The organism is Bradyrhizobium sp. UFLA06-24 (genome assembly GCF_054967145.1).
In genome coordinates, this window is the sequence record NZ_JADFUE010000028.1 from 46,779 (window position 1) to 72,906 (window position 26,128).

Consider the following 26,128-nt stretch of genomic DNA (forward strand, 5'->3'; position numbering starts at 1 on the left):
TGCCCTCACCACGTGTCGATACAAGGCCGCTTCTTCTCCGTCCTCGCCGGCGGCTTGGGCACCGACCGCAGCCCCGCCATGATCCAGCGCCGCGTCTCGGCGGGGTCGATGACGTTGTCGATCTCGAACACCGAGGCGATCGAGACCGCCTTGCCGTTGGCATAGAGTTCGGCGACCTTGTTGCGGTAGTAGGTCTCGCGCTCCTCGGGATCAGTGATCGCTTCCATCTCCTTACGAAAGCCGAGACGGACATAGCCTTCCAGACCCATGCCGCCGAACTCCCCGGTCGGCCAGGCCGCGGTGAAGAACGAGGCATGGAAGCCGCCGCCGATCATCGACTGCGCCCCCAAGCCATAGCCCTTGCGCAGCACGATGCCGAACAGCGGCACGGTGAGGCTCGCGCCCGTGACGAACATGCGCGAGACGTGGCGCACGATCGCGGTCTTTTCGGCCTCGGGACCGACCATGAAGCCGGGCGTGTCGCAGAGCGAGACGACAGGCAGATCGAAAGCGTCGCAGAGCTGGAGGAAGCGCGCGGCCTTGTCGCCGGCATCGGCATCGATGGCGCCGCCCAGATGTCGCGGATTGTTGGCGATCAGGCCGAACGGCTTGCCTTCGATGCGGATCAGCGCGGTGATCATGCCGACGCCATAGTCGCGGCGCAGCTCCAGCACGCTGTTCTTGTCGGCGACGAGATCGATCACACCGCGGATGTCGTAGACGCGCAGCCGGTTCTCGGGGATGGCACGACGCAGCAGCCGCTGGTCGGCGGCCTCCCACTCCGTCACCGCGCCCTGGAAATAGGACAGATATTTCTGCGCAACCGATGTAGCTTCTTCCTCGTCCTCGACCAGGATGTCGATCACGCCGTTCGGCGATTGGAACGAGACAGGGCCGACTTCCGCCGGGTGATAGACGCCGAGACCGCCGCCTTCGATCATGGCCGGGCCACCCATGCCAATCGAGGCATTCTTGGTGGCGATGATGACGTCGCAGCAGCCGAGCATTGCGGCGTTGCCGGCGAAGCAATAGCCTGAGACGACTCCGATGACAGGCACGAGGCCGGAAAGCCTTGCGAACTGCACGAAGGACGGGCCGTCGAGGCCGGTCATGCCGAGCCGGTCGGTGTCGCCGGGCCGGCCGCCGCCGCCTTCGGCGTAAAACACCATCGGCACGCGCCAATCTTCAGCAAGCGTGAGCATGCGGTCGATCTTCTTGTGGTTCATGTGGCCCTGCGTGCCCGCGAGCACGGTGTAGTCGTAGGCCACGACGATGCAGCGCGCGGCGTCCGCGCCGAACTTTTCGGCGTTGACGGTGGCAATGCCCATCACGAGGCCGTCGGCCGGCGTGTTCTTGATGAGATCGTCGAGTTTGCGTCGGCGGCGCTGGGCAGCGATGGCGAGGCTGCCATATTCCATGAACGAGCCGTCGTCGACGAGCTGGGCGACGTTCTCGCGCGCGGTGCGCTGATTGGTGTTGCGGCGACGCTCGACCGCGGCCGGCCGATTTTGATCGAGCGTGTTGGCCTGGCGCGCGGTCAGTTCGGCGAGATCGGGACGGATGTGATCGAGATCGACATCGGCTTCCGCTGCCGATGCGTCGGCGGCAACATCAAGCGGCTCAAGATAGAGGATCGGCTCGCCATGCAGCAGCGTGACGCCGTCACCGGCGGTCAGCTTCATGACACGGCCGCCCTGCTCAGCCATGACGAGATGCTCCATCTTCATGGATTCGATCACGGCGAGCTGCTGGCCCGGACGGACGACCTCGCCCTCCCTCACCTGAATGGTGACGATGGTGCCCTGCAACGGTGCCGCGACCATCACGGCACCTTCAGGCACGGCTTCCACAACGTGCGTCTCGGCGGTGTGTGTGCCTCTGTGCTCGGTCGCGGCAAAGTAGAGCGGCTTGGCTGCACCGTCCGCCGACTCGACCAGCTTGGCGATGTTGCGATCGATGAAGTCGGTCGCGATGCGGTTGGTCCTGAAATCGGGATGCGCCAGCACGGCCTGGAGGAAGGCGATGTTGGTGACGACGCCCTCGATTCGGAATTCGCGCAGGGCACGCGAGGCCTTGGCGACGATGTCGTGCCAGGCTTCACCCGGCGTATGAACGATGACCTTGGCCAGCAGGGAGTCGAACGCCGCACTGGTCTTGTAACCGGCATACCCAAAGCTATCGACGCGGACGCCGGGGCCGGACGGCGGCTCGAACACGGCGAGCACGCCGCCGGTCGGATGCGTCGCGCCTGACACGTCAAGCGTCTCCATGTTGACGCGCAGTTGCATGGCATAGCCGCGCGGTCTTGGGATCGACGCCTGCGCCAGACCGAGCGAATCGAGTGTCGCGCCTGATGCGACCGCGAGCTGGGCGCGAACGAGATCAAGTCCGAGCACCTCCTCTGTCACGGTATGCTCGACCTGGAGCCGCGGATTGGCCTCGATGAAGGCAAAGCTGTCCTCGGCGGAGCCGTCGACCAGGAACTCGAAGGTCCCCAGATTGTCGTAAGCCGCAGCCGCGGCGAGCTGCTTCGCGCTCTCGATGATGCGACCGCGCAAGCCATCGCTCAGCGAGGGGCTCGGCGCCACCTCGATCAGCTTCTGGTGCCGGCGCTGGATGGTGCATTCGCGCTCCCAGAGATGCGAGATCGCCCGGTGATGATCGCCGATGATCTGCACCTCGATGTGGCGCGCCTGCCGGATCAGCCGCTCGGCATAGACACCGTCGAAGCCGAACGCCGCCTTGGCCTCGGATTGGCAGCGCGCATAGGCTTCCGCAAGATCGTTCGCATTCTCCACCACCCGCATGCCGCGGCCGCCGCCGCCGGCCATCGCCTTGATCACGATTGCCGCGCTGCTGCCCAGCGAGTTGAAGAACGACGTGATCTCATCGAGCGACGACGGCCCGCTGGTGCCGGCGATCACAGGCACGCCGCAACGCTTCGCGAGTTGCCGGGCCGCGACCTTGTCGCCGAACAGTTCGAGCGCGGCCGGCTTCGGTCCGACGAAGACAAGGCCCGCATCCGCACAGGCCTTGGCAAACGCCGCGTTCTCGCTGAGGAAGCCGTAACCGGGATGCACTGCATCGCAACCGGCACTCGTCGCCGCCTTTACCACAGCTTCGATGTCGAGATAGGCGCGCGCGCCGCGGCCGGGAATTTCGAGCGCCTCGTCGGCTACACGCACGTGCAGTGAGAGCGCATCGTCGGCGGGATGGATCGCAATCGTCGCGATGCCGGCATCGGCCGCGGCACGCGCGACGCGGATGGCGATCTCGCCGCGATTGGCGATCAGCAGCTTCGAGAACGACATTCGGAGATCTCCATGGCCCGCGTGGCGGATCGACGGGTTCGATTGTCCTGCTTCTGCACTTTAGTGCCAGACGTCAAGGGCAACAAAGCCGGTCGCAAGCGGCGGCTCCCGCGAGCCGGAATATCCGCGTGCCGACCAGGACTGCGCGGAAGCTACGACCAAGATCGCGATTGCAGTTCGTGCTGGGGATGCTCTGTTCCCAGAAAGAATTGGGAGAGGAATCGTGGTGCCGCATAAGTTTGATAGCGGCGCAGCGGGGGCGTTGATGGTTGCGTTGCAGTGTCGAAGACGGGTCACGTGCGGGCCCGGCGGATCGAAATCACCGGGGTTCGCGAAGCTGCACCCCGAGAGCAGCGTGCCGTGTCGCGGCATCGCGCGCCGTCTCGCAGTCGGACTGATCGGTTCGGCAATATTGTTCGCCTCACTCGCGGTGCCCGCCCGCGCGCAGGACGAAGAGGACGACGAAGCCGCCGAGGTCTCCGCCGCCCAAGCAAAGCCATTCCGTCTCTATCGCTGGCAGGAGGACTACTCCTATCTCGCGAACAAGCGGCAACGCGATGCCTGGGAGCAGATCAAATACATTCCGCTGCCGGGCTTGCCAGGCAGCTGGCTCTCGCTTGGCGGCGAAGCGCGCTACCGGCTCGACGGCTACAGCCCCTATCTGTTCGGGATAGGCAAGAGCGGGTTTGACTGGGCATCGAACCAGGAGCGGCTGTTGCTCGATTTCGATCTTCACATCGGGCAGGTGTTCCGGACCTTCGTCCAGTTCGACACCTCGCACGAGGACGGTCGCCCGGTGCAGCGCGCCTACGACCAGAGCGCGCCGGACCTGCGCCAGGGTTTCGTGGACGTCGTCCTGCCGATGGCAGGCGGCAACTTCATGGTGCGGAGCGGACGCGAAGAGCTCTATCTCGGCGATTCCCGCTGGCTGTCGGTCCGCGATCCCACCAATATCCGGCGATCGTTCGACGGCTTCCTCGCCGAGTACAACGATCGCATGCTAACCTTGCGCGCCTTCGCCGCGCATCCCGTCAACATCCTGCCCGGCAGCTTCGACGACGCCACCTTGAACAGCGAATATTTTCGCGGGGGCTACGCCACGGTGCGCAGCCCGTTCGGAATTCCGATAACGGTCGATGCTTACGTGTGGCCGGCAGCAGGCCAGCGTGACCTACGCGCGGGGAACGGCGGCCGAGGATCGCTGGAGCGGAGGCGCCCGGATCGCGTCCAGTGTCCGGGGTTTTGAGCTGATCGGCGAGGCAACCTACCAGTGGGGCTCGTTCGGCTCGGCAGCCATCTCCGCCTATGGCGCATTCGGCGATGTCGGCTACCGCTTTGCACCGCGCGACCTTCTCCGCCGCAAAGTCACGCCCAAGCTGGGGGTTCGCGCGCATTACGCCTCCGGCGACGACAATCTCAACAGCGGCGTATTTCACAACTTCACCGGCGCCTATCCGGCGGCCAGCGTGATCTCCGAAATGTCGCTGCTCTCGGTCTCGAATGCGACCAACATCCAGCCCTACGTGCAGATGCTGATCGCCCCGGGTCTCGTGCTCGGAGCGAACTGGAATTTCGTTCGCAAGGTCACCGTGGCCGACTCCGTCTATGGTCCGATCGGAACGCTGATCACCGCAAAGGGCTCGAAGGCGCTTGACGTGGCGCAGATCGGCCAGGTCGACATGACCTGGGAGGCCAACCGCTTCCTCCAATTGCACGCGCTCTATGCCCACATCTATGCCGGCCAGTACATCCGTGACGCCGGCGGCCGCAGTTTCGACTACTACCGGCTTCAGGCGATGTGGCGGTGGTGAGGGCCCGCGCCAAGAGATTCCCCCCTTCTCCCCGCAAGAACGGAGCAAAGCGGGAAGGCGGAGAACCTACGCCGCCCGCACGCCCGCAACGAAGGCGCTGACCTCGTTCTCCAGCGATTGGAGCTTCTCGGTCAGGCGGCCGCTCGATTGCAGCACGAGGCCCGCGGCCTGGCCCGTCTCCGCGGTCGCGTCGGTGACGCCGGAGATGTTCTGCGAGACCTGGTCGGTGCCGGAGGCCGCTTCCTGCACGCTGTGGGCAATGGCCTGTGTGGCGGCGCCCTGCTCTTCGACCGCGGCTGCGATCGACGAGGAGATCTCGTTGACCTCCAGGATCGTGGCGCGGATGCTCTCGATGTTGCCGACGACCTGATTGGTCTCGGCCTGGATCGCGGTGATCTGGGCGCCGATCTCGTCGGTCGCTTTGGCGGTCTGGCTCGCCAGCGACTTCACCTCGCTCGCGACCACGGCAAATCCCTTGCCGGCCTCGCCGGCGCGCGCGGCTTCGATGGTGGCGTTGAGCGCGAGCAGATTGGTCTGCGAGGCGATCTGGTTGATGAGGTCGATCACCTCGCCGATCTTGTGGGCGGCCGCGGCCAGCCCCTGCACGGTGTCGTTGGTACGCTGGCCGTCGGCGGCGGCCTTGTCGGCGACGGTTGCCGCCTGCGCCACGCGCTGGCTGATCTCGGTGATCGAGGCCGACAACTGCCCGGCAGCGGAGGCTACCGTCTGCACATTGTTAGACGCCTGCTGGCAGGCGGTGGCGACGAAGCTGGCGCGGTCGGTCGCCTTGTTCGCGGTCTCCGACATGCCTTGCGCAGCCTGCTGCATCGCGCGCGCTTCGCTGAAGACGTCGCGGACCACGGCCTGGACGCTCGCTTCGAACCTGCCGGCGAGCTCGGCCATGGTCTTGCGCTTCTCGTCGTCGGCCCGCTGCTTCGTCTCCTGCTGTTCGGCATGCATCCGGCCCACGGCCGCGGCATTGTCCTTGAACACCGCCAGCGCCTTGGCGAGCCCGCCGACCTCGTCGCGACGGTTGGTGTAGGGCACCTCGAACGCGCTGTCGCCGGCGGCGAGGCGCTCGGTCAGTCCGGTGATCGTCGCGAGCGGCCGGGTCACGCTGCGGCCGATCACGAAGGAAGCGCCAAGCACGAGCACGAACACCGCGAGGCACACGAGCCCGAACGTCATTGCGTCCTGGCGGAACACGGCGTCGACATCGTCGAGATAGATGCCGGTGCCGATGATCCAGCCCCAGGGCGCAAAGCCCTTCACATAGGAGATTTTCCCGACCGGCTGTTCGAAGCCGGGCTTCGGCCAGAGATAGCTGTAGAAGCCCGCGCCCTGTTTCTTGACGACGTCGACGAAGCCGAGGAACAGCGCATTGCCCGAGGGGTCCTTCATCCCGGCGAGATCCTTGCCGTCAAGCTCGGGCTTGATCGGATGCATGACCATCTTCGGGGTCATGTCGTTGATCCAGAAATACTCGACCTTGTCGTAGCGCAGGCTCTTGATCTCGGCCATCGCAGCCGCCTGCGCCTGCTCGCGCGAAAATTTCCCGTCGCTCTCGAGCTTCTGATAGTGCGCCAGGATGCCGTAGCCGACATCGACCATGTGCTGCGTCTTGGCTTGGCGGTCGGCGACCATCTGGCTGCGCAGGGTCGACAGCGCGATCGGCACGAGCGCGATCATGCCGAGCAGGCTGATGCCGACAATGAGGACCAGCTTGAAACTGATGCGGGAGAAAATCATCGGAGCTCGCAAGGACTGGGCGGGGCTGATATGCCATTTTATCCCGACCTCCTTAGCGAAGCCTTAAACTTTTCGGTTCCCCGAAACGCGGACCTGCTCAGGCCGCGCGGACGGAGGTAAGGAACGAGCTGACCTTCTGCTTCAGGCTTGCGCTGTCGGCGGCGAGCGACCGAGCCGCTGACAGGACCTGAGATGACGCCGCCCCCGTCTCGGACGCGCCGCGCTGCACGTCGGAAACACCGGCGGACACCTGCTGGGTGCCATGCGCAGCCTGCTGGATGTTGCGCGAGATCTCCTGCGTGGCCGTGCCCTGCTCCTCAACGGCTGCGGCAATTGCAGACGCGATTTCCGAGAGGCCGCCGATCGTGTTGCCGATCTCCTTGATCGCGGCGACCGACTCGCCGGTTGCCGCCTGCATTCCGCTGACCTGCTCGCTGATCTCACCGGTCGCCTTGGCCGTCTGCTCGGCCAGCAGTTTCACCTCCGAAGCAACCACGGCGAAGCCGCGGCCTGCATCGCCCGCCCGCGCGGCCTCGATGGTGGCGTTGAGCGCCAGCAGATTGGTCTGCGCCGCGATCCCGTTGATAAGCGCAACGATGTCACCAATGCTGCTGGCAGCTCTCGCGAGCTCGGTGACCCGCTCGTTTGTCTTGTGCGCCTGCGCGACGGCTTCGCCGGCCATGCGGGCCGACGTCTGCACCTGTCGGCTAATCTCCGTGATCGAGGAGCTGAGTTCTTCGGTCGCGGCCGCGACGGACTGGACGTTGGTCGAAGCTTCGCCCGAAGCCGCAGTCACCGTCTTGGCGAGGTCCTGTGATCTGTCGGCGCTCGACGTCAGAGTGTCCGCCGAGGTCTCGAGCTTGCCTGCCGCCTGCGAGACGGTTTCGATGATTGCGCCGATCGCGTGCTCGAAATCATCGGCGAGACGGTACATGTCCTGTTTGCGCTGGGCGGCGGTATCCGAGCGCAATCGCTCCTGCTCGGCGCGCAGCTTCTCGCTCTCGGCCATCCGGTCGCGGAAATATGTCGTGGCACGCGCCATCTGCCCGACTTCATCGGCCCGCTGCGCTTCGGGGAGGTCGATCGACAGATCGCCATCGGCCAGCGCCTGCATCGCCGTGCTGACGCCGCGAATGCTGCGGCTGACGGCGAAACCGACCAGTCCGACCAAACCGATCGCCGGAAACGCGAGCAGTCCGATGATGCCGAGGATCTTCCAGACCATCGCCATGAAGTCGGTCCAGATGTCATCGACGAAGACGCCGGTTCCGATGAAGATCTTCCAAGGCGCAAAACCCTTGACGTAGGACAGCTTCACCGCCGTCTTCGGATCGTCCTGGCGCAGCGGCCAGTCATAGGCGTAGGTACCCTCGTTCTGCTTGCGCACGATGTCGAGGAGCGCCGGGATAACGGGAACTCCGTTGCTGTCCTTGATGCCGGAGACGTCCTTGCCCATCAATTTCGGGCTGGGATGAGCGAAGCCCACCTGATCGTAGGTATGGGCAAAGAGATACTCGTCGCCCGAATATCGGATCTTGAGCAACGCATCCTTGAAGCGGGCCTGAGCTTCGTCGCGGGTCAATTGTCCCGCGACCGCAGCGGCCTCGAATTTTTCCGCAAGACTGTAGCCGGCGTCGACCATGGCTTTCAGGACGTTGACCCTGTCCTGATACATGCGCTGGTACATCGACCACAGCGCGATGCCGGTCACGCAGCAGATCGCCACGGCCATCGCAAGTACGGCACTCAGAAGTTTTGTTCGGATCGAAATCTGGTTGAGCACAGTTTCTCTCTCTAAAGGCAAGCCGCCAGCGCGCGCCGCATGCCGTCAAGCGGGGGCGACCCGACCATCGCCCGAATGGATTCGATATGCCTTGGCCCGCCTTAAGGCGTCGTAAATCAGGCCATGCGCCACGCTTGTTTCCGGCGTCTGCGGCAATATGGTACGGCGCGCACGCTCTGAAGCAGGACCATCGCGGTGAAGCGGCGTGGCCGACGTGAGCTCCCGTCCCGGTTCCCTGATTTGAACGGTTCAAAAAACCGGGCTCGTTGAACACGAGCTCTTGCAGGGTCTGTCGCATGGATCGGCGCGCGGGGCCACTGCTCGAATTCTAGAAGACCTCGATATCGCCCTTCGCGGCGTTGACTTGCGCGTGCCGCTGGCAGAACGATCGCCACAGAGCGCAGCCAGCCGGAGGCTTCATGCATCGATCGACGGATACCAGGACGCTCTCCCTTTCCGCCTTGTGCGCAGCAGAGCGGCTCCTCATCTGGGGATTTCGTGCCAAGGCGCGCAGCGGGACCGCAGTTCCGACCGCGGCAGATATCCAGCATGTGTACGACCATTTTCGCGTCGGCGACGCCGTGCCTTCGCTGGAGGCCATCGTCGAGATCTTTGCGTGCACGGCACATACGCCCATCGAGGTTCATTGTCCCACCTGCCCGAAGATGTCGGGCAGCGAGCACGGAATCTTGCGCGCGATCGCGGCGGCGCAAGAGGAGCGCATCGAAGTCGCACGCCAGCAGTTCGAGTGCTGGCTGCCGCCGGTCGGCGCCGATTGGGCGCTCGTGCCCGTCAGGGGGCTCGCGACAATCTTCCGCATGGCCGGTCTCATCCTGCCGGATCGACAAATTCGTCCGCTCGACGTCGCGCGGACGATGACGATGCAGAGCTGGTTCGTCGGAAGCCCCACCTTGCACTGACGAGATCGCCGCATGACGCAGGACAAGCCGCGAAGTGTCGAAGGCTGCGATGAATTCTGTCGCGTCGCGCTTTCGCTGTTCCGATTCATCGGCGCGGCCTATGCGACCGGTGCCTCCGATTGCTGGGAGGCGGCCTATCGCTTCGCCGACGAAGCGCCCGGCATTTCCGACAGTCCGTTGCTGGTCGCCCGCGTGGCCGCGCTGGTCAGGATCCTGCGCAGCGGACGTCCTTGCGAGCTGTGCTTCATGCCGCCGTCGTGCCGGAAGCTGTCAAAGGACGAGGGTGAGTTGATGCGGCTCCTGGCCCTGGCGCGCGGCAAGGAGGCTGGCGAACTCAAAATTGTCGTCGGCCAGCTCGTCGGCCTCGAGCAGCAAGTTGCGGCCACTCGGGCCGTCAACGCGCTTGCGGTCTGCTAACGCCCGGTCTTGCCGAGCACGAGGTCGATCGTGTGAGCGGCGATCCTGCGCAACTGCGGCTCGTCATCGTAGGCGCGCTCGAGCACGGCAAGGCCGCGCGTCACCGTGATGATGTGCAGCGCCGCGGCCGCGGGATGGCCGCTGAATTCGCCGCGTTCGGCGCCCGCCACCAGCGTATCCTGAACCAGCGCGGTGATGCGCGAGATGAGAGTTGCGAAAGCCTTGCGCGCCTCCTCGTCGAGTCCTTCGCCTTCCGCCGCGCCAAGCTCCATAAGGCCGCGCGTGGTCGGGCAGCCGCGTGGCGGTGAACCGGACCGGAAATTGGTGATGGTCAGATCGAAGAACGCGGTGAGGCGTTTACGGAGTGAGCCGGTGCCGAGCGCCTTCTGCAGGGCGGCGAGATAATCGCCGGCATAGCGTTCATAGGCCTGGAGGAACAGCGCCTCCTTGCTGCCGAAGGCATTGTAGAGGCTGCCGCGCTGGACCCCGGCATCGCGCGCAATGTCGGACAGCGAGGTGCCGCGCACGCCCTTGCGCCAGAACTGGTCGAATGCGATGCGCAGGACATCGTCGTGATCGAATTCGCGCGGTCTCAAGTGGTGCTCCCCACCGATATTTGACATCGCGTCAAGAATATGATTTCTAGACATCGTGTCAAAAACTAGCTGGGATTGATAGCCCGTTTCGTCAATGGCCGAACAGTTGGTGCTTGGATACGCCTGCCGATCGGGCCCGCATGCAAAGGAACCAGCTGATGCCCCTCCTTCATATCTCGATGCGTGCCGGAAAGCCGGACGCCTACCGGAAGGCGATCCTCGACGGCCTCTATCGCGCCATGCGCGAGGCGCTGAATGTGCCTGAAGGCGACGAGTTCATGACCATCAGCGAATTTTCGCCTACGAACTTCCGCTGCGGCAATGCCTACGGCGTCGACCGCAGCGACGACGCCGTGCTGATCCAGATCACCGTGTTCGCTTCGCGCACCGCCGAGCAGAAGAAGGCGCTGTATCGAAGCATCGCAGAGCTGCTCGGCGACAGCCCGGGCATCCGTCCCGAGGATGTATTCGTCAACGTGCTCGACGCGCCCGCGGAGAACTGGTCCGTCGGCCACGGCATCGCGCAGTTCGCGTGAGCGTGCCGGAGCTGCCAACATCCTCTTGAGAATTGCCGGCCGGAAGGGTCTGATAGGCCGCGGAGCAACCATCGCCGCAAAAGGAAGGTGACATGGCTATGTTCCGGGGAAGCTGCCTGTGCGGCGAAGTCGCATTCGAGGTCAAGGGTCCGTTCGAGCGTTTCCTCAACTGCCATTGTTCGCGCTGTCGCAAGGCGACCGGAACTGCGCATTCCTGCGAGGTGATCGTCAAGGCCGGCGCGCTGCGCTGGTTGCGCGGCGAGACATCCGTCGTACGCTTCGATCTGCCCAATGCGCGAAGTTTTGCAACGGCATTTTGCAAGGTTTGCGGCAGCCCAATGCCGCACCTGACGCGCAGCCGGCGCGAGGCCATCATCCACGCCGGAGCCTTTGACGAACCGCTGGGTGCAATGCCTGACCGCCATGTCCACTGGGCATCGCGCGCGGAGTGGTATGTGCACGGTGATGGCTTGCCGGTGGAGGATTGACTACCCGGCTGCGACGCAATTTGCCATGATCCCGTCGAGCTCGGCTCGCGAGAGCACGTTGAGCTCGGCGATGAAGACGAAGCGTGCCCGCGGCGCGCCTGCTACCGGCACATCGCCAGGGGCGAGCGTCGCCCGGCCGGCGGCGAACTGGAACACCATCAGACGTCCGGGCTGCTCCACGCTCTCGAACAGGCCCTTGGCCCGCGCCAGCTTGGGCGCGAGACGCCCGATCGCCTGCTGCAATCGCGGCAGCGAGAGCGGCTGCTCCGAGGTCCAGCTCAGCGTCTCGAAGCGCTCTTCTGCCGGTCGTTTCGGCCCGGGATCGCGCGGCGCGGGCGCACGCTCGACGTTCGGGGGAAACAGCAGCGCCGACGGAATCTCGCCATGCCGCGCATCGACCACCACGGCGGGGAGGCGCAAGGCGCGGATCGCCGCGCGCATCCGCGTCCCTGCGCCCTCGTCCGCCAAGTCCAGCTTGCTCAGCGCCACGATATCGGCGACGCGGAGTTGCGAACGCTGGAGCGCGTCGTCCAGAGCAGCTGGCGGAGCCGTCGCATCCAGCACGCAGAGTACCGTTTCCAGCGGCGCCTCGCGCAGGATGACGGGGTCCATCAGGTTGCGGACGATATCGGCGGGATCGGCGACACCGCTGGTTTCGATGACGATGTACTCAGGCTTCGGATCACGCCGCAGCAACATCGAGAGCGTGCGCAGGAGATCACCTTCAAGCGAGCAGCAGATGCAGCCATTGCTGAGGCTCACCACTCCGTCGCTCGCGCCCGCGATCAACTCGGCATCGATGTTGATCGCGCCGAAATCGTTGACGACAGCGGCGATCCGCCGCCCCTCCGCGTTGGCCAGCAGATGATTGACGACCGTCGTCTTGCCCGCCCCCAGAAAGCCCGTCACCAGGAGAATGGGCACCGGCACGGATCAGCTCCCGACGACGGGACGGCGCACGGGCTTTCCCGGCCGCGCCGCGACGTCGAGCACGCCGTCGCTGATCAGCACCTGACCGCTGACGACGAGATGCCGCACGCCCTCCGACGGGCGGTTCATCGCCGTGAAGGTCGCGCGGTCCGAAAGCTTCTCATAGTCGAACACGACGATGTCGCCATCCGCATCCCTGGCGAGCCGGCCCTTGGCGCGCATCGCGGGCGTGCTCTGCGACAGGATCTCCGCGGGAATCAGCGCGCATTTGCGGACGCCTTCGAGCAGCGACACAGCCTTGCGCTCGCGCACCCATTCGCGGATGAACTTCGTGAAGCAGCCGGCCGAGCGCGGATGCGAGGTGGCGTCATCGGGCAGCGGCCAGGCGTCGCCCTTGTAGGTGCTGCCGTCAGACAGCGTCCATGGCATCGCGTCGGACGCGATCGCGCCGCCGGGATAGAGCACCGACATATCGAGCAGGTCGCGGTGATGCGCATTGTTCTCGGTGTCGAGGATGTGCCAGAGCACCAGCGAGGACGGCTCCTCGGCCTGCGCCTTCAAGAGCTCCTCGCGGTCGTGGAAGCGATAGCCGTCGGTCACGCGCTGCACGGAATCGTAACCGGTGCCGTTGCGTTCGACAAACTGGGGATCGCTGAAGAACGCCGCCGCCAGCACGGTCGAGCCGGTGCCATAAGGGTAAGCCTCGACGGTGATGGGGAGCCCTTGCGCCTGTGCCTTCTCGATCAGCACGCGGCAGCGCTCGACGTCGGTCTTGCTCGACGAATTGAAATGGCAGATGTGCATATGTGCGCCGGTGGCGCCGGCGTAGCCGATCAGGCGGATATAGGCCTCCGCGGCGCTTTCGGGGTCGATGCGCGACATGTAGGCGACGTGGGTAAAGGTCGGTACGTTCTGCTTGGCTGCGAGCTGGCAGACCGCCGTCAGCTCCTGCACGCCGGCGCCCGGCGCATAGGCGTTCAAGATACCGATGCCGATACCGCCTTCATTCAGGCCGCGCGCCAGGCGCTCGAGGATGCCGGCGACCTCCGCATCGGTCGCGACATTGTCCATCCAGCGGCGGTCGCGCATGGCGTTGCCGAACGCCTCCAGCGAGCTCTCGGCATTGGAGCCCGTCATCGCGCCGATGCGCGCGAAGGCCCAGTTGGTGGCGGCGCCGTAATTCAGTACGCGGCCTCGCCTCGCCTGCCGCTCGTACCAGGACGCGACCGGCAGCACGCCGGCCTCGAGATCGAGCGTCGTCGTCACGCCGTCGAACGCCTGCATGCGGTCAGCCGGGATCGACTGGCCGTGGGCGTGCAGATCGATGAAGCCGGGCGCGACCACGAGCCCGGTCGCATCGATCACCCGCTCGGCGCCGCCGAGTGACGAGCCGACCGCAGCGATCCTGCCTTCCACCACCGCCACGTCGCCAACGGCATCCATTCCGCTCGCGGGATCCACAACCCGGCCGCCAGAGATCACCAAACCGCCCATACCGTCACCTCGCCAAACTATCTTTCAAACCCTCCAAAGGCCCGGCAGCAGCTTCGGAGGCAGAGACCGGCCGCATAGTGCAGATTTTTGAGGGAACGAGCACCACCTCCGCTGCCGATGCTGCATGCTTGTACGTGAGGCCCGTCAACGCAGGAGCTAAATCGGGGCTTGCAGCACAATGGCGGGGTCCATTTGCCGGCAAAGGCCGTTACGCCCTCAGTAAGGACGATGTCCACCCAAAATTTCGGGCCCGGCTCGCCAGACGAAGCACGATCCATCGCGGGCACAGTCGTGGCAGCCAGTTACGACGGCAACCGCCACTCGGCGATTATCCGCACTGGCGGGAAGACAACGCAATCCACCACGTCGAACGTCAGCTCGATGCTGCGATCGAACGCCCGCGCAAAGGCAATGGCGTCATTGCGCCGTTCATCGGCGACGGCAGTGCCGAGGGTACAATGCGGAATCCATGCGCCCGGCCGGTAGTGAGGACGACAATGTGCCGGATCGATTGCCGCGCTGACGGCGCGGTGGATACGGGCCAGGGCGCTGTCGACCACCGGCTCCGCCCAGAGCACAAGCGGAGAGCCTTCGAACCAGCGTATTCGCTTGAATTCGATCCGCAGTTGCGTTTCACCAACAACGGCTGCCAGCATGGCGTCCCATGCGACCTGTTGTTCGATCGCGGACCCATCGTAGATCGCAAATGTAAAATGCGGGCGGTAGCCGAGCGCGCGCATCGATGGTGCGGCCTCGAATGCGCCGACCTGATCCCACAACTGCTCGATCTCGTCTGCCGAATTGTTGTCGGCTCGAATGTTGATCGCCAATGCCACGGGCTCACCCAGGGGGGTGGAACAACCAATCAAGATCGATGGGGGAAGATTTGCAGAAATGGCGCTCCCTAGGGGAATCGAACCCCTGTTTCAGCCTTGAGAGGGCCGCGTCCTAACCGCTAGACGAAGGGAGCGTGAGAGGTACCGAATAGCCTCGAAATTTGTCCGCCGCAAGGACCCAAGCAGCCGTTTTACGGCTCATTGGCAAATTTCAGCTTTCCCGCCGGCTTGAGCGTCTGGGCATCGAAGGTGCGGATCTCGGTGACCCCGCCGATATCGAGCGTGACGACGAGGCGGTCGCCGGCAAGGCCGGTGGAGACGATCTTGGCGCCTTTCGGCAGCGTCGCGATGACGTCGCCCACGGGGCCGGCTGCCCTTCCCTCCGACTTGAAAAGGCGGTAGCCCACCGCGATCAGGACGGCGCAGACGGCCAGCGCCGTGGTCAACCCCGCGATCAGCATCATCCGCCGCACCCGCGCAAACAGCGCGGCCTGCTCGGAGGTCGGTTCGGGAACAGCGGTATCAGACGTCGTCATGGAAAGCTCAGGTTCAGCGCAGCGGTTGGAAGTCGTGGTCGAAGGCGACGAGGGCTCGGCCCGGCTCGACCGCGTGCTGGCGGCGCGCCTTCCCGAGCTGTCGCGATCAAGGCTCAAAGCCCTGATTCTGGCGGGCGCCGTGACCCTGAAGGCCGCCGAGGTCCGCGACCCCGCTTATCACGTCACTTCAGGCGATACGATCATAATCGATGTACCGGAGGCGGCCCCGCCGGAGCCCAAGGGCGAGGACATCGCGCTCGATATCGTGTTCGAGGACGACGACATCATCGTCATCAACAAGCCCAAAGGGCTGGTGGTACACCCCGCAGCCGGCCACGAGACCGGCACCCTCGTGAACGCCCTGATCGCCCATTGCGGCACCTCGCTGTCGGGCATCGGCGGGGTGCGCCGGCCCGGCATCGTACACCGGCTGGACAAGGACACGACCGGCCTGATGGTGGTGGCGAAGAACGATCTCGCGCACGCCTCGCTGACCGCCCAGTTCGCCGATCATGGCCGCACCGGTCCGATGCGGCGTGGCTATCTGGCATTCGCCTGGGGGCTGCCGGGGCGGCACCGCGGCACCGTCGATGCGCCGATCGACCGCCACCCCCATGCGCGGGAAAAAATGGCGGTGCGCCAGGGCGGCCGCGAGGCCGTGACGCATTGGGAGCTGCTTGAGAGTTTTACCGGCCGCGACGGCAAACCGGTCGCAGCCCTGCTCGCCTGCGAGCTCGAGACCGGCCGCACCCACCAGATCCGCGTCCACCTCGCCCATATCGGCCATCCCCTGATGGGGGACGCTATCTATGGTCCCCATTTCAAGACCAAGGCGAACCAACTCGGTCCCGAGTCGCAGGCCGCTCTGGCCGCGCTCGGCCGGCAAGCCTTGCATGCCTATTTGCTGGTACTGGAGCACCCCAGGACCGGAGAACTTCTTCACTGGGAGACCGGTCTGCCGGAGGATTTGCTTCTCCTGGAAAGCACCCTGAAAGCGGCGCTATGACGCAGGGGCCTTGAGAAAACCGTTACCTTACAAAAAGTTATGGCTGCCACACGGGGACGTGACGTCAGCAATCCTTCCCTTTTTGCCCCCCGATGGAGTATATTGCGGCTGCGTTGGAAGTGACCGACGTGGAACATCGCAGCTACGGCCGGCTTTAACCAAGCGGTCGTCTGCCTGGCCCGCCGCTATCGGGGGCCTGAACCTTGGAGGGCTTACATATGGCCCGTACCGCTGCTTTGCCGGTCCTCAATGGAGAATCCGGCCTCTCTCGCTACCTCGCCGAGATCCGCAAGTTCCCGATGCTGGAACCCCAGCAGGAATACATGCTCGCCAAGCGTTGGCGCGAGCATGACGATCGCGACGCGGCACATCAACTCGTCACCAGCCATCTCCGGCTCGTCGCCAAGATCGCCATGGGCTATCGCGGCTACGGCTTGCCGATCTCCGAGGTCGTCTCGGAAGGCAACGTCGGCCTGATGCAGGCGGTGAAGCGCTTCGAGCCTGAAAAGGGCTTCCGTCTTGCCACCTATGCGATGTGGTGGATCAAGGCGTCGATTCAAGAGTACATCCTGCGTTCCTGGTCGCTCGTGAAGATGGGCACCACCGCGAACCAGAAGAAGCTGTTCTTCAACCTGCGCAAGGCGAAGAGCAAGATCAACGCGCTGGACGAGGGCGATCTCCGCCCCGACCAGGTCAAGATCATTGCCAAGCGCCTCGGCGTCACGGACCAGGACGTGATCGACATGAACCGCCGCCTCGGCGGTGATGCGTCGCTCAACGCGCCGATCCGCGACGACGGCGAAGCCGGCGAGTGGCAGGACTGGCTGGTCGACAATACGCCCAACCAGGAAGCCATGATGGCGGAGCACGAGGAGTACGATCATCGCCGTGACGCGCTGAACGGCGCCATGGGCGTGCTCAACCCGCGTGAACGCCGCATCTTCGAGGCCCGCCGCCTCGCCGATGAGCCGATGACGCTGGAAGACCTTGCCGCCGAATTCGGCGTATCGCGCGAGCGCGTCCGCCAGATCGAGGTTCGCGCCTTCGAGAAGGTGCAGTCCGCGGTCAAGGGCACGATCGCAAGGCAGGAACAGGCTGCGCTGGAAGCCGCGCACTAAGCAAGGGCTTTCGCGCCAGACATTGGCGGATCGAGACGAGACGAAAAGCCGGCGGCAACGCCGGCTTTTTTGCTGTGCGAACTGGTCGCCGGCTCGTCCGCACGCACCTTCACTTCCCCCATGTCCGCGCCAGCGTGGCGAGCCAGCAGCCTTCGCAATAGCGCTCGTCCTTGATGTCGATCCAGTTGTGCGCGTAGATGCGGGAGGACGGAATGTCGTAGCGCGCCTGCAGAATCTTGACGAGGATCTTCCAGGCCGCGACCTGGGCCGGGGTCGGCCCCCTTGCGACATCCGGGAAGTTGCCGGCGAACTCGACGCCGATCGAATTGTCGCCCACCACCTGGTGATAGGTCGCACTGTTGTCGATGTACTTGTTATCGTGACGGTTGGCACCGTCGCCATGCGTCGGGACCAGATTCTCCGCGACCGCCCAATAGACCGTGCCGTCGGTCTCGACCCAGACCGTGACGCCGCGCCGGGTCGGATTCTTCGACTGCTCTCGCGCGCCGACGCGCGCCGAGCCCGCCCGCCCCTCGGTCTGGTGCACGATGATGTTGCGCCAGGGATGGGCGTCACGGACATCGCCCCACGGCGCGAGCCAGACCATCTTCAGGCCGGGGATGTCGGGCGTGCCGGAGCTGCGCGCGAGCCTTGCGAGCCCGGCATCGGTGGCGGCGGCAGGAGCGATCAGAACAGCGGCCAGAACGGCCGCGACAAGGCGAGATATCATCACTGGGATCCAACAACGGATCCGAGCCTAGCAGATCTACGCGAATTTGCGCGCGGGTTCGATCGGCTCGGGCGACAGGGGCGGGGCCGGATCGTAGACGGCGAAATCGTTCTTGCCGTTCTTCTTGGCGGCATAAAGGGCGTGGTCGGCGTGGGCGATCAGCTTGTCGGGGAATTTGCCGATGCCCCGATCCCATTCCGCAACGCCGATCGAGATCGCGATCGGGATGTCGTTGCCGGAGCAGGCGGCGGCGTCCTGGCGACAGACCTCGACAATGCGGCGGGCGATCAGCGCGCCTTCGCGCAAGGATGAGGATGGCAGCACGACGCAGAACTCGTCGCCGCCGGTCCGGGCGAGCATGTCGCCCGGCCGCAGGCGCGTCTGTGCCATCAGGGTGAAGTGCTGCAGGCAGGCATCGCCCGCGGCGTGGCCATGGGTGTCGTTGATGGTCTTGAAGCCGTCGAGGTCGATCACCAGCAGCGAGAACGGCTCACCGCTGCGCTCCGAGCGGGCGCATTCCTCCGACAGCCGCTGCAACAGGTGGCGGCGATTGGCGACGCCCGTGAGATCGTCGAGCAGCGCGAGGTCGGCGACCTCGTTGCGCAGGCGATCCATCGCCATCAGCAGGAAGCCGAAATTGAGCGTCATGGACAGGAACAACAGTCCGAGCACCAGGAAGCCATGGACCTGACCCGCGCCCCGCGCCGAGAAGTCGTAGCCGAACAGATTGCCCGCCGTACGCAGCACGAACATGGCGATAATGGCGAGGATGACGGTGCCTGATAGCCGCGCCCCCGGACTGACGCGGCCTTCGGGCGGCGACAGCAACAGGGGCAGCGCCACCACCAGCGGAACGGCCTGCCCGAGCGTGTAACTCGCCATGCGCAGCAGCATGTGATCGGAGACGAACAGGAACGCCACGATGCCGGCGAAGCTCGACGCGGTCGTCGCGACCATGAGGCGCCACGACACCGGCTGGTCGTAGAAGCGCTGGATGCCCATGGCGGCCAGGCAGCACGCTGTGATGATGCCGACAGCGCCAGCCGCGGTCGGCACGGGGGAATCGACGAGCAGACGGATCAGCGCGGTCATCGCGCCGCCGGCGCCTACGAACGCCGATGCCATCCAGAATCGCGCCGCCGCGAATTTGGGATAGGAGCGCGCCACATAAGCCCAGATCAGGCCGAGCGCGAGAAAGTTGATGATGAACACAGTCCAGAGTGTCGGCACGCTCAACATGACGACGTCGGGACATGCCGCGTCCCGCCTCTTCCGATTGGCAAATGTCCGTCCATCACCGCCCCCGTGTTCTTGCGGTGAACCATGCGCGAGTTGCACTTAACGGAACCTCACTGCGATCGTCGAAAACGCGCCCTTGGTTTTGGATTCATGAATGCGGCCAACTCGATTATCGGATCGTTAGGCACGCCGCCGGCGGCGATGCACGCACATGGCGGCGCGCCGCGAAGCGGATTCGCGGCCCAAAATCACCTGAAAATGCATCTGAGCTGTGGATAACGGGATGACACAGATGTGACGAGGCGGGGCAGCGAGGCGCGAATCTGCTGAGTTTGTCATCGAGGATGTTGCGAGGCTGGCCCTCCGCCGAGCGTTCCTCGTGTCGCGTTTCACCATTAACCCTTAAGAGGATCCTATGGCTAAGAAAGCGAAGAAGGCGACGAAGAAGAAGGCGAAAAAGGCCAAGAAGGCGAAGAAGAAGTAACGCGGCTTCTTTTTCTTTGCCCGGGTGGAGCACGCTCCGCCCGGGCGTCGGGTCGAACAGATTGAAGGTGGCGGGCGAGAGGCCCGCTTTTTTATTGGCTAGCGCTCGGCGAAGGCGAGCTTGGCGCCCAGCAGGGCAAAGCCGGTGGCAAAGGAGCGGCGCAGCCAGGCCATCACACCGGGGCGGGAGATGACGCGCTCGCGCACCGACGCCGCGCAGACGCCGTAGACGACGAACACCGCAAAGGTCATCGCCATGAAGGCGCCGCTCAGCTCCATCATCCGCGCCAGCACATGCGCCTCGTCCGCCGCGATGAACTGCGGCAGAAAGGCGAGGAAGAAGATCGAGAGCTTCGGGTTGAGGATGTTGATCAGGAAGCCGGTGACGATGACACGGGCGCTCGAGCGCTCCTTGAAATCAGCCTCGACCGCGAGCGCCCCGCTCTCGCGCAGCGCCTGCCAGGACATATAGAGCAGATAGGCCACGCCGCACCATTTCAGCGCGGCGAAGGCGAGCGCGCTGGTGTGGAGCACGGCGGCAAGCCCGAGCATCGCAGCACACATGTGCGGCACGATTCCCAGCGTGCAGCCGAAGGCCGCCGCGACACTGGCGCGCGAACCCCGCGTCAATGCGGCGGCCAGAGTATAGAGAACGCCGGTACCCGGTGAGGCAACGACGAAGAGCGAGGTGAGCAGGAAGGACCAGGACATGTCGTGATCGTACCACCCCTGAGACGGACGGAGAAGTCACGACGCGGTCAGCGCAGCGCACTCGCGCCTCAGTTCAGCTGGGCGATCTCGGCCTCTCGCAACACGTCGAGCGGCGCCCATGGCTTGGCCCAGAACTTTGCGCCGGCGGGCAAGGGCTGCATCAAGGGGCGGCCCGAGGTCACGACGACGTCGAGCTTCGGATTGCGATCCTTGGCGACATGCGCGAGCTCGACACCGCTCATCCGGCCGGCGAGCTGGACGTCGGTCAGCATCAGGCAGAGCGCGCCGGCATTCTTCTCCAGCACACGCTCGGCGGCCTCCGCGCTTTCGCACTGGATCACCTCATAGCCACTTTCCTCAAGGAGGAGACACAGCATCTCCCGCTGCATGAGGTCGTCCTCGACGATGAGTGCCGTCGCCGTGAATGGCTTTGATTGTCCCATTGGTTGCTCCCAATGCTTGGCCTTGCCGAAGTAATTCATGTTAAGACGGGAACCGGACGACAGTTCTGTTCCAATCTGAAAAAATGTAAATTGTTGTTCCCCCCTCGGGGCTTGACGGGAGGTCTCATGACGGCGATTCGCGGCGCGGCCGCTATCACGGGAGCGGCGAGCGGCATCGGTCGTGCGCTTGCAATCGAGCTTGCAGAGCGCGGCTGCGATCTCGCGCTCGCCGATCGCGACGAAGCAGGATTGAAATCGCTCGCCGCCGAGATCGGCACGCAACGCAAGATCAGCGTGCATCGCCTCGACGTCGGCGAGCCCGCCGAGATCGCGCAATTCGCGCGCGAGGCGGTCGCGGCGCATCCCGCGCTCAATATCCTCGTCAACAATGCTGGCGTGGCACTGCTCGGGCAATTCGAGGAGATCGATCAGGCGCAGATGGACTGGCTATTCGACATCAACTTCTGGGGTGTGGTGCACGGCACGCGCGCCTTCCTGCCGCACCTGAAGACGCGGAGCGAGGCGCATATCGTCAACCTCTCCTCGATCTTCGGCATCATCGCGCCGCCGGGACAATCGGCCTATGCGGCCGCGAAGTTCGCGGTGCGCGGCTTTTCCGAGAGCGTGCGCCACGAGCTCGCGGCCGCGGGCAGCCCGGTCAAGCTGTCGGTGGTGCATCCCGGCGGCGTCGCGACCAGCATCGCGCGCTCCTCGCGCACCGGCGTTGGCGTCACCGACAATGCGCGCCGCGCGCAGATTCTCGACCGGTTCGAGGCTGCGGCGAAGACCACGCCAAAGGACGCCGCGCTGCGCATCATCAGGGGCATCGAGAGAAACGAGCCGCGCATCCTGATCGGCAACGACGCAAGGTTCATGGATATCCTGCAGCGCTTCCGCCCGGGGACGTACTGGGCGCCGCTGCAGCGGCGGATCGAGAAGATGGCGAAGGGGAAATGAAGTGAGGGAGAGCCGCGCCTCACACTCCACTGTCATGCCCCGGCTCGACCGGGGCATCCAGTACGCCGCGGCTTCTCGGTTCGATCAACGCTGTCTCTGGAATACTGGATCGCCCGATCAAGTCGGGCGATGACACCGCGTATGAGGCGCGGGTGCTCCGTCTCTCGCCGACCTACTGCCCCACCAGCCGGTCCGCAAAATAGCCGATCGTCTTGCGGTAGATCACCGCCCTGTTCCACTCGCGCATCGCTTCGAAATTGGCCGAGCCCTCGCCATAGGGCTGGCCCATCTTGAAGCCGTTCGAGTGCAACAGGTTCGCGGTCGAGGCGAGCACGTCGGGGACGCTGTGACGGAGGTCGACATGGCCGTCGCCGTCGAAGTCGACACCGTACTTGATGTAGGACGACGGCAGGAACTGGGTCTGGCCGATCTCGCCGGCATAGGCGCCGATCAGGTCGCGCAGCGGCAGGTCGCCGCGTTGCACGATCTTGAGCGCGGCGAGCAGCTCGCCCTGGAACAGCTCGGTGCGGCGGCAGTCATGCGCCAGCGTCGCCAGCGTGCGGATCACCGGCAGCTTGCCCATGTCGCCCTTGCCGAAATCGCTCTCCAGGCCCCAGATCGCGACCAGGATCTGCCGAGGCACGCCGTACTGCTGCTCGATGCGCGAGAGCAGCGCGGCATGACGCTGCAGCAGCGCGCGTCCGCCATTGATGCGCCCGGCGCCGACGCGGGTCGAGACATATTGCTCGAAGGTCTTGTTGAAGGTGTAGCGCTGGCGACGGTCGAAGGCGAGCACGGCCCCGTCAGGCGTGATGCCGCTGAACGCCGCGCTGGTCACGGCGGCCGAGACGCCCGCGGCCTGCGCTTCCGCCGTCATGGAGGCGATGAAGCTGTTGAAGTCGCCGCCGCAGCGCGCGGCCTCGGCCGAGCCGCCGGCCAGGGTGACGATGACGGCGGCGGCGAACAGCGATCTCAACATTCGAAAGCATCCTGATGACATGGGCACGAAGCGGAAGGCGATCATGCCCGGGAACGGGATTCGCGTCAAAGCGACACAGAGCCGATCCTCTCCGCTCCTTCCCAAACCAAAAATCGCAAAACAACCCCATGCACAGTAGGCGCACGGTGATCGCCGATTTTGCTTTTCCGAATTTTTCTTGACCCGTCGGGCAAAACAGGCGTAGGATGCCAGCATCGCAGACTCCGGACGGCGGCGCCCGCCGGCAACGCGCCCGTCGAAAGCGACCAGCGTCAAAGCTGGCAGGTTTGATCCGCATCAACGTGGCTCGCGGCCTCGTTCATAGACTGGGATCAACAACAGCGCCCGCCCACGTCCGCGCAGGAGATCAGCCCATGACCGGAATTACCCTCACCACCGAGCAGATCCGCAACGCACCCGCACCGGTGCGGCAATGGATCGAGCAGGAGGTGATCAGTTCGCTCGGCCTTGCGCCGCGCCCGCCTGTCGCCGCACCTGTTCAAACCGCCCATCTCGTCGCCTGCAGCGTGGACGACGTGGCCGGCGTGCTCGAGCACATCCGCGGCACGTTCCCGGCGGTCAACGTTCTCCTCGAATTCGGCCGTCCCGGCATCAGCTACGGTCAGCCGGCGGTGATGACGTTCCGCCTGATGGATATCCTGCATCACACCCGGCTGCAGGAGATCGGACAGGTCATGACGTGCCTGGAGATGATCAACCAGGCGCTGACCGTGGTCAGGAAAGATCCGTCCGCGCGGTTCTGCGGCTACGACAATGAGGGCCACTGCCTGATCGCGCCGCAGACGCAGGCCAGCATCGCGACGCTCTGGCAGGACATGATGGCGCGCCAGCAGGCGCAGCAGCCCAAGGCGGACGACCGGATCGCGCCGGCGGCGTGAGCTTGCTGACGCGGAACGGACGACCGACCACCAAGAGCCAGGTTTGCGGAGAAGGGCATGGTGCCGAACACCAGAAGACGGACCAGGCCGCGCTCCTTTCGCCTGCTGCGGGTGCCGCTTTTCCGCCTGCTCGTCATCAACCTCGCGATCGGCGCCTGCGCCGCCACGCTCCTCGTCGGCGGACTGCTCTGGCTCAACCCCGGCCACCTACGCGAATTGATCTTCGCCGATCGCGCACCTGGCATCGGGCTCGCGTTGCTGCTGGCTTCGTTCGTCATCACCTTCGGCTCCGCCGCGATGGGCAGCGCGATCATGGCGCAGGGCCGCAAGGAGGAGGATGATCGAGGCGGCGGCGGCAGCGCATCACAGATGGCCGTGCAGAAAGTCCCGCGCCGCGCGCGTCCAATGTGACGCGTGCAACAAGGCACGAGCCATCCCGATCCTGATGCGCCGGATCGGAATCTGGTGCGCGCGGCGAGGAAGAGATGCAGCTTCGCGCAGCTCCGCACCACATGCGCGCGCTCGCTGCGCCGCAAGCGCCGACAAGATGAATAAACTGTTTCGGATATCCAAGCATCTGCTTTTGAAGATCCCGGGAACCTCGAGTGATGTTCGCCGCATATCTGATGCGCTCGCTGCGACATCGACGGCACGATGATTCACCTTGCCATCACGGAGCGCAGGCGATAGCCTTCTATCTCAGGTTGTCGCTCCGCCAGCCCCGGGCGACGCTGTTGACCCAAGATAAACGGCGGGCTCCACCCAGCTCGCCGTTTATCGAGGGGAAGGGCCACAGCAGGCGCCGTCGCGCTGCAGCCAGGCCGAACCCGAGACACCAGCTCAATCAGACAGTTCCACGCCCAGCTCCGCCGGCCCACCGGCCGGAACGCTGATCTTCATGAGCCGCGCGAAGTCATTTGACTGCGGCGCCCTGATCGACGACAAGCCGCCATGGCCAAAAAACCCGGTACCAATCCGAAGGGCGAATTCGCCTTTTTCAACGTCGTCTACGAAGACGGCTCCCAACGCTCCAACCGCCGCGTCCCCTCCGAACTGCTCGGCGGCCTCGACGGCGACGAACCCGCGCGCAACTTCATCAGGGAGCAGGACCGCGAGATCGCGGAGAAGAGCGGGAGGCCGGCGTTGGAGATCGAGCGGATCGAAAGGGTGGGGGCGAAGAAGAAGTAAGCTTCGGCTCCCTCCACGCAGCGAAGCAACCGGAGATGCGTCCGCCGATATGGGCCCGCACCCAGAAATCAGCGACGTCGGATCTTGGGCAAAGCCGAACAATTTCGCCGGTTGAGAATATTGCCGATTTTCACCCAGATCCGCCATGGCAGCATCCGAGGAACTCTGCCAATTTCGATGCGTCTCCTCTGAGGAGGTGACCCATGTCCTACACGCGCTTTTTCGCAATGATTGCGGTCTCGACCGTCGTGATGTTCGTGTTGATGTACTTCAACACCTACGCCCTGGAACACGTGCGCTTCAGCGAGACCCGGGTCTATATGGCCCTGCTCATGGGAGCGGCGATGGCGATAATCATGCTCAGCTTCATGCTCGGCATGTACAAAAGCCGCGGGCTGAATGCCGCAATTCTCGCTGTCGCTCTCCTTGTATTCGGGGCTTCGCTGTGGCTCGTGCGCAGCCAGCAAACGATTGGCGACGTCGCCTATATGGAAGCCATGATCCCCCACCACTCGATAGCGATCATGACGAGCGAGCGGGCGCACATCAAAGACCCGGAAGTGCGGAAACTTGCCGACGGAATCATAGATGCCCAGGTGCGCGAGATCGTCGAAATGAAGCGCGACATTTCCCGGTTGGAAGCCAACCCACCATCAGCAAATGCGTCGGATTTGCCATCTTACCGTGAGCGCGGCGAGAAACCTCCTCCCGCGGAGACCGACGAGACCGCCGGGATCGACACGACCAAAGTCCCACGCTGATGTTCGCCTTGGCGGAGAGCACGGCCATATTCAAGCGCCGGGAAAATCGTGTGCCGTTCTGTACCTGCGTGCTTGGCCCTCCTTGCTATTGGCGAGGCCATGATCTCTTCTCCCGTAGGATGGGTTGAGCGCGAGCGAAACCCATCGACTCGTCCGCTGACAAAGAAAAGATGATGGGTTTCGCAAGGGCTCAACCCATCCTACGGG

Annotated in this window: 24 protein-coding genes, 1 tRNA gene and 1 pseudogene; 12 read left to right on the plus strand and 14 right to left on the minus strand. The window is 64.7% G+C overall.

Annotated features, from left to right (window positions below; translation table 11 throughout):
• Positions 1 to 5 precede the first annotated feature (5 nt).
• Positions 6 to 3,311 carry an acetyl-CoA carboxylase family protein gene (locus IF809_RS22305; RefSeq protein ID WP_462838536.1) on the minus strand — a complete coding sequence of 1,102 codons (3,306 nt, stop codon included), beginning with the start codon at positions 3,309 to 3,311 and terminating at the stop codon, positions 6 to 8.
• 265 nt (positions 3,312 to 3,576) lie between these two features.
• Between IF809_RS22305 and IF809_RS22310 the strand changes: the two are divergent.
• Positions 3,577 to 5,122: pseudogene (locus IF809_RS22310) on the plus strand (alginate export family protein).
• 66 nt (positions 5,123 to 5,188) lie between these two features.
• Here the strand turns inward: IF809_RS22310 and IF809_RS22315 are convergent.
• Both IF809_RS22315 and IF809_RS22320 read right to left on the minus strand, forming a co-directional pair.
• Positions 5,189 to 6,871, minus strand: a complete 1,683-nt coding sequence (locus tag IF809_RS22315) for a methyl-accepting chemotaxis protein (RefSeq protein ID WP_453993000.1) — start codon at positions 6,869 to 6,871, stop codon at positions 5,189 to 5,191.
• Positions 6,872 to 6,968: 97 nt separating this feature from the next.
• Positions 6,969 to 8,654: a methyl-accepting chemotaxis protein gene (locus tag IF809_RS22320; protein ID WP_453993002.1), complete on the minus strand. Its 1,686-nt coding sequence runs from the start codon at positions 8,652 to 8,654 to the stop codon at positions 6,969 to 6,971.
• A 419-nt stretch (positions 8,655 to 9,073) separates the two neighbouring features.
• On the opposite strand from IF809_RS22320, the gene IF809_RS22325 reads away from it, so the two are divergent.
• Both IF809_RS22325 and IF809_RS22330 read left to right on the plus strand, forming a co-directional pair.
• The gene (locus IF809_RS22325) at positions 9,074 to 9,574 is read left to right on the plus strand and encodes a hypothetical protein (RefSeq protein ID WP_453993004.1); all 501 of its coding nucleotides are present in this window, start codon (positions 9,074 to 9,076) and stop codon (positions 9,572 to 9,574) included.
• A gap of 12 nt (positions 9,575 to 9,586) precedes the next feature.
• A complete protein-coding gene (locus IF809_RS22330; RefSeq protein ID WP_453993006.1) occupies positions 9,587 to 9,991 on the plus strand; it encodes a hypothetical protein in 405 nt (134 codons plus the stop codon).
• On the opposite strand, the gene IF809_RS22335 is transcribed toward IF809_RS22330, so the two are convergent.
• Positions 9,988 to 10,587 (minus strand): TetR/AcrR family transcriptional regulator, encoded by a 600-nt coding sequence (locus tag IF809_RS22335; RefSeq protein WP_453993008.1) that lies wholly within the window; start codon positions 10,585 to 10,587, stop codon positions 9,988 to 9,990. The genes IF809_RS22330 and IF809_RS22335 overlap by 4 nt on opposite strands.
• A gap of 158 nt (positions 10,588 to 10,745) precedes the next feature.
• Here IF809_RS22335 and IF809_RS22340 point away from each other — a divergent pair, with 158 nt between their 5' ends.
• Together IF809_RS22340 and IF809_RS22345 are read left to right on the plus strand one after the other, a co-directional pair.
• Positions 10,746 to 11,123 (plus strand): tautomerase family protein, encoded by a 378-nt coding sequence (locus IF809_RS22340; protein ID WP_462838537.1) that lies wholly within the window; start codon positions 10,746 to 10,748, stop codon positions 11,121 to 11,123.
• A 92-nt stretch (positions 11,124 to 11,215) separates the two neighbouring features.
• A complete protein-coding gene (locus tag IF809_RS22345) occupies positions 11,216 to 11,611 on the plus strand; it encodes a GFA family protein (protein WP_462838538.1) in 396 nt (131 codons plus the stop codon).
• Here the strand turns inward: IF809_RS22345 and IF809_RS22350 are convergent, their stop codons facing one another.
• From IF809_RS22350 to IF809_RS22370, 5 genes are all read right to left on the minus strand, one after another.
• The gene (locus tag IF809_RS22350; RefSeq protein ID WP_462838539.1) at positions 11,612 to 12,541 is read right to left on the minus strand and encodes a CobW family GTP-binding protein; all 930 of its coding nucleotides are present in this window, start codon (positions 12,539 to 12,541) and stop codon (positions 11,612 to 11,614) included.
• Positions 12,542 to 12,544: 3 nt separating this feature from the next.
• A complete protein-coding gene (locus IF809_RS22355; RefSeq protein WP_462838540.1) occupies positions 12,545 to 14,035 on the minus strand; it encodes an amidohydrolase family protein in 1,491 nt (496 codons plus the stop codon).
• 302 nt (positions 14,036 to 14,337) lie between these two features.
• Positions 14,338 to 14,871, minus strand: a complete 534-nt coding sequence (locus tag IF809_RS22360) for a 2'-5' RNA ligase family protein (RefSeq protein ID WP_462838541.1) — start codon at positions 14,869 to 14,871, stop codon at positions 14,338 to 14,340.
• A gap of 59 nt (positions 14,872 to 14,930) precedes the next feature.
• A tRNA-Glu gene (locus tag IF809_RS22365) sits at positions 14,931 to 15,005 on the minus strand.
• Positions 15,006 to 15,062: 57 nt separating this feature from the next.
• The gene (locus IF809_RS22370) at positions 15,063 to 15,407 is read right to left on the minus strand and encodes a hypothetical protein (RefSeq protein WP_453993099.1); all 345 of its coding nucleotides are present in this window, start codon (positions 15,405 to 15,407) and stop codon (positions 15,063 to 15,065) included.
• Between IF809_RS22370 and IF809_RS22375 the strand changes: the two genes are divergently transcribed.
• On the plus strand, positions 15,406 to 16,413 hold the full coding sequence (locus IF809_RS22375) for an RluA family pseudouridine synthase (RefSeq protein WP_462838542.1): 1,008 nt from the start codon (positions 15,406 to 15,408) through the stop codon (positions 16,411 to 16,413). The genes IF809_RS22370 and IF809_RS22375 overlap by 2 nt on opposite strands.
• Positions 16,414 to 16,631: 218 nt before the next feature.
• Positions 16,632 to 17,531, plus strand: a complete 900-nt coding sequence (rpoH, locus tag IF809_RS22380; protein WP_128968255.1) for an RNA polymerase sigma factor RpoH — start codon at positions 16,632 to 16,634, stop codon at positions 17,529 to 17,531.
• 109 nt (positions 17,532 to 17,640) lie between these two features.
• Here the strand turns inward: rpoH and IF809_RS22385 are convergent, their stop codons facing one another.
• From IF809_RS22385 to IF809_RS22400, 4 genes are all read right to left on the minus strand, one after another.
• Positions 17,641 to 18,261 carry a peptidoglycan recognition protein family protein gene (locus IF809_RS22385; RefSeq protein ID WP_453980448.1) on the minus strand — a complete coding sequence of 207 codons (621 nt, stop codon included), beginning with the start codon at positions 18,259 to 18,261 and terminating at the stop codon, positions 17,641 to 17,643.
• A gap of 36 nt (positions 18,262 to 18,297) precedes the next feature.
• Positions 18,298 to 19,500: a GGDEF domain-containing protein gene (locus tag IF809_RS22390; protein ID WP_462838543.1), complete on the minus strand. Its 1,203-nt coding sequence runs from the start codon at positions 19,498 to 19,500 to the stop codon at positions 18,298 to 18,300.
• Positions 19,501 to 20,082: 582 nt separating this feature from the next.
• The gene (locus tag IF809_RS22395) at positions 20,083 to 20,694 is read right to left on the minus strand and encodes a LysE family translocator (protein WP_462838544.1); all 612 of its coding nucleotides are present in this window, start codon (positions 20,692 to 20,694) and stop codon (positions 20,083 to 20,085) included.
• 68 nt (positions 20,695 to 20,762) lie between these two features.
• The gene (locus IF809_RS22400; protein ID WP_462838545.1) at positions 20,763 to 21,137 is read right to left on the minus strand and encodes a response regulator; all 375 of its coding nucleotides are present in this window, start codon (positions 21,135 to 21,137) and stop codon (positions 20,763 to 20,765) included.
• A 126-nt stretch (positions 21,138 to 21,263) separates the two neighbouring features.
• On the opposite strand from IF809_RS22400, the gene IF809_RS22405 reads away from it, so the two are divergent.
• Positions 21,264 to 22,094 carry an SDR family NAD(P)-dependent oxidoreductase gene (locus IF809_RS22405; RefSeq protein ID WP_462838546.1) on the plus strand — a complete coding sequence of 277 codons (831 nt, stop codon included), beginning with the start codon at positions 21,264 to 21,266 and terminating at the stop codon, positions 22,092 to 22,094.
• A 172-nt stretch (positions 22,095 to 22,266) separates the two neighbouring features.
• Here the strand turns inward: IF809_RS22405 and IF809_RS22410 are convergent, their stop codons facing one another.
• Positions 22,267 to 23,073 carry a lytic murein transglycosylase gene (locus tag IF809_RS22410; RefSeq protein WP_462838547.1) on the minus strand — a complete coding sequence of 269 codons (807 nt, stop codon included), beginning with the start codon at positions 23,071 to 23,073 and terminating at the stop codon, positions 22,267 to 22,269.
• Positions 23,074 to 23,447: 374 nt separating this feature from the next.
• On the opposite strand from IF809_RS22410, the gene IF809_RS22415 reads away from it, so the two are divergent.
• From IF809_RS22415 to IF809_RS22430, 4 genes are all read left to right on the plus strand, one after another.
• Complete coding sequence (locus IF809_RS22415; RefSeq protein ID WP_462838548.1) at positions 23,448 to 23,972, plus strand: hypothetical protein; 525 nt, start codon at positions 23,448 to 23,450, stop codon at positions 23,970 to 23,972.
• 57 nt (positions 23,973 to 24,029) lie between these two features.
• Positions 24,030 to 24,383 (plus strand): hypothetical protein, encoded by a 354-nt coding sequence (locus IF809_RS22420; protein ID WP_462838549.1) that lies wholly within the window; start codon positions 24,030 to 24,032, stop codon positions 24,381 to 24,383.
• A gap of 540 nt (positions 24,384 to 24,923) precedes the next feature.
• Positions 24,924 to 25,160, plus strand: coding sequence for a hypothetical protein (locus tag IF809_RS22425; protein ID WP_057747080.1), 237 nt, complete (start codon positions 24,924 to 24,926; stop codon positions 25,158 to 25,160).
• 203 nt (positions 25,161 to 25,363) lie between these two features.
• Positions 25,364 to 25,921, plus strand: coding sequence for a DUF305 domain-containing protein (locus IF809_RS22430; protein WP_128968265.1), 558 nt, complete (start codon positions 25,364 to 25,366; stop codon positions 25,919 to 25,921).
• Positions 25,922 to 26,128: the final 207 nt, after the last annotated feature.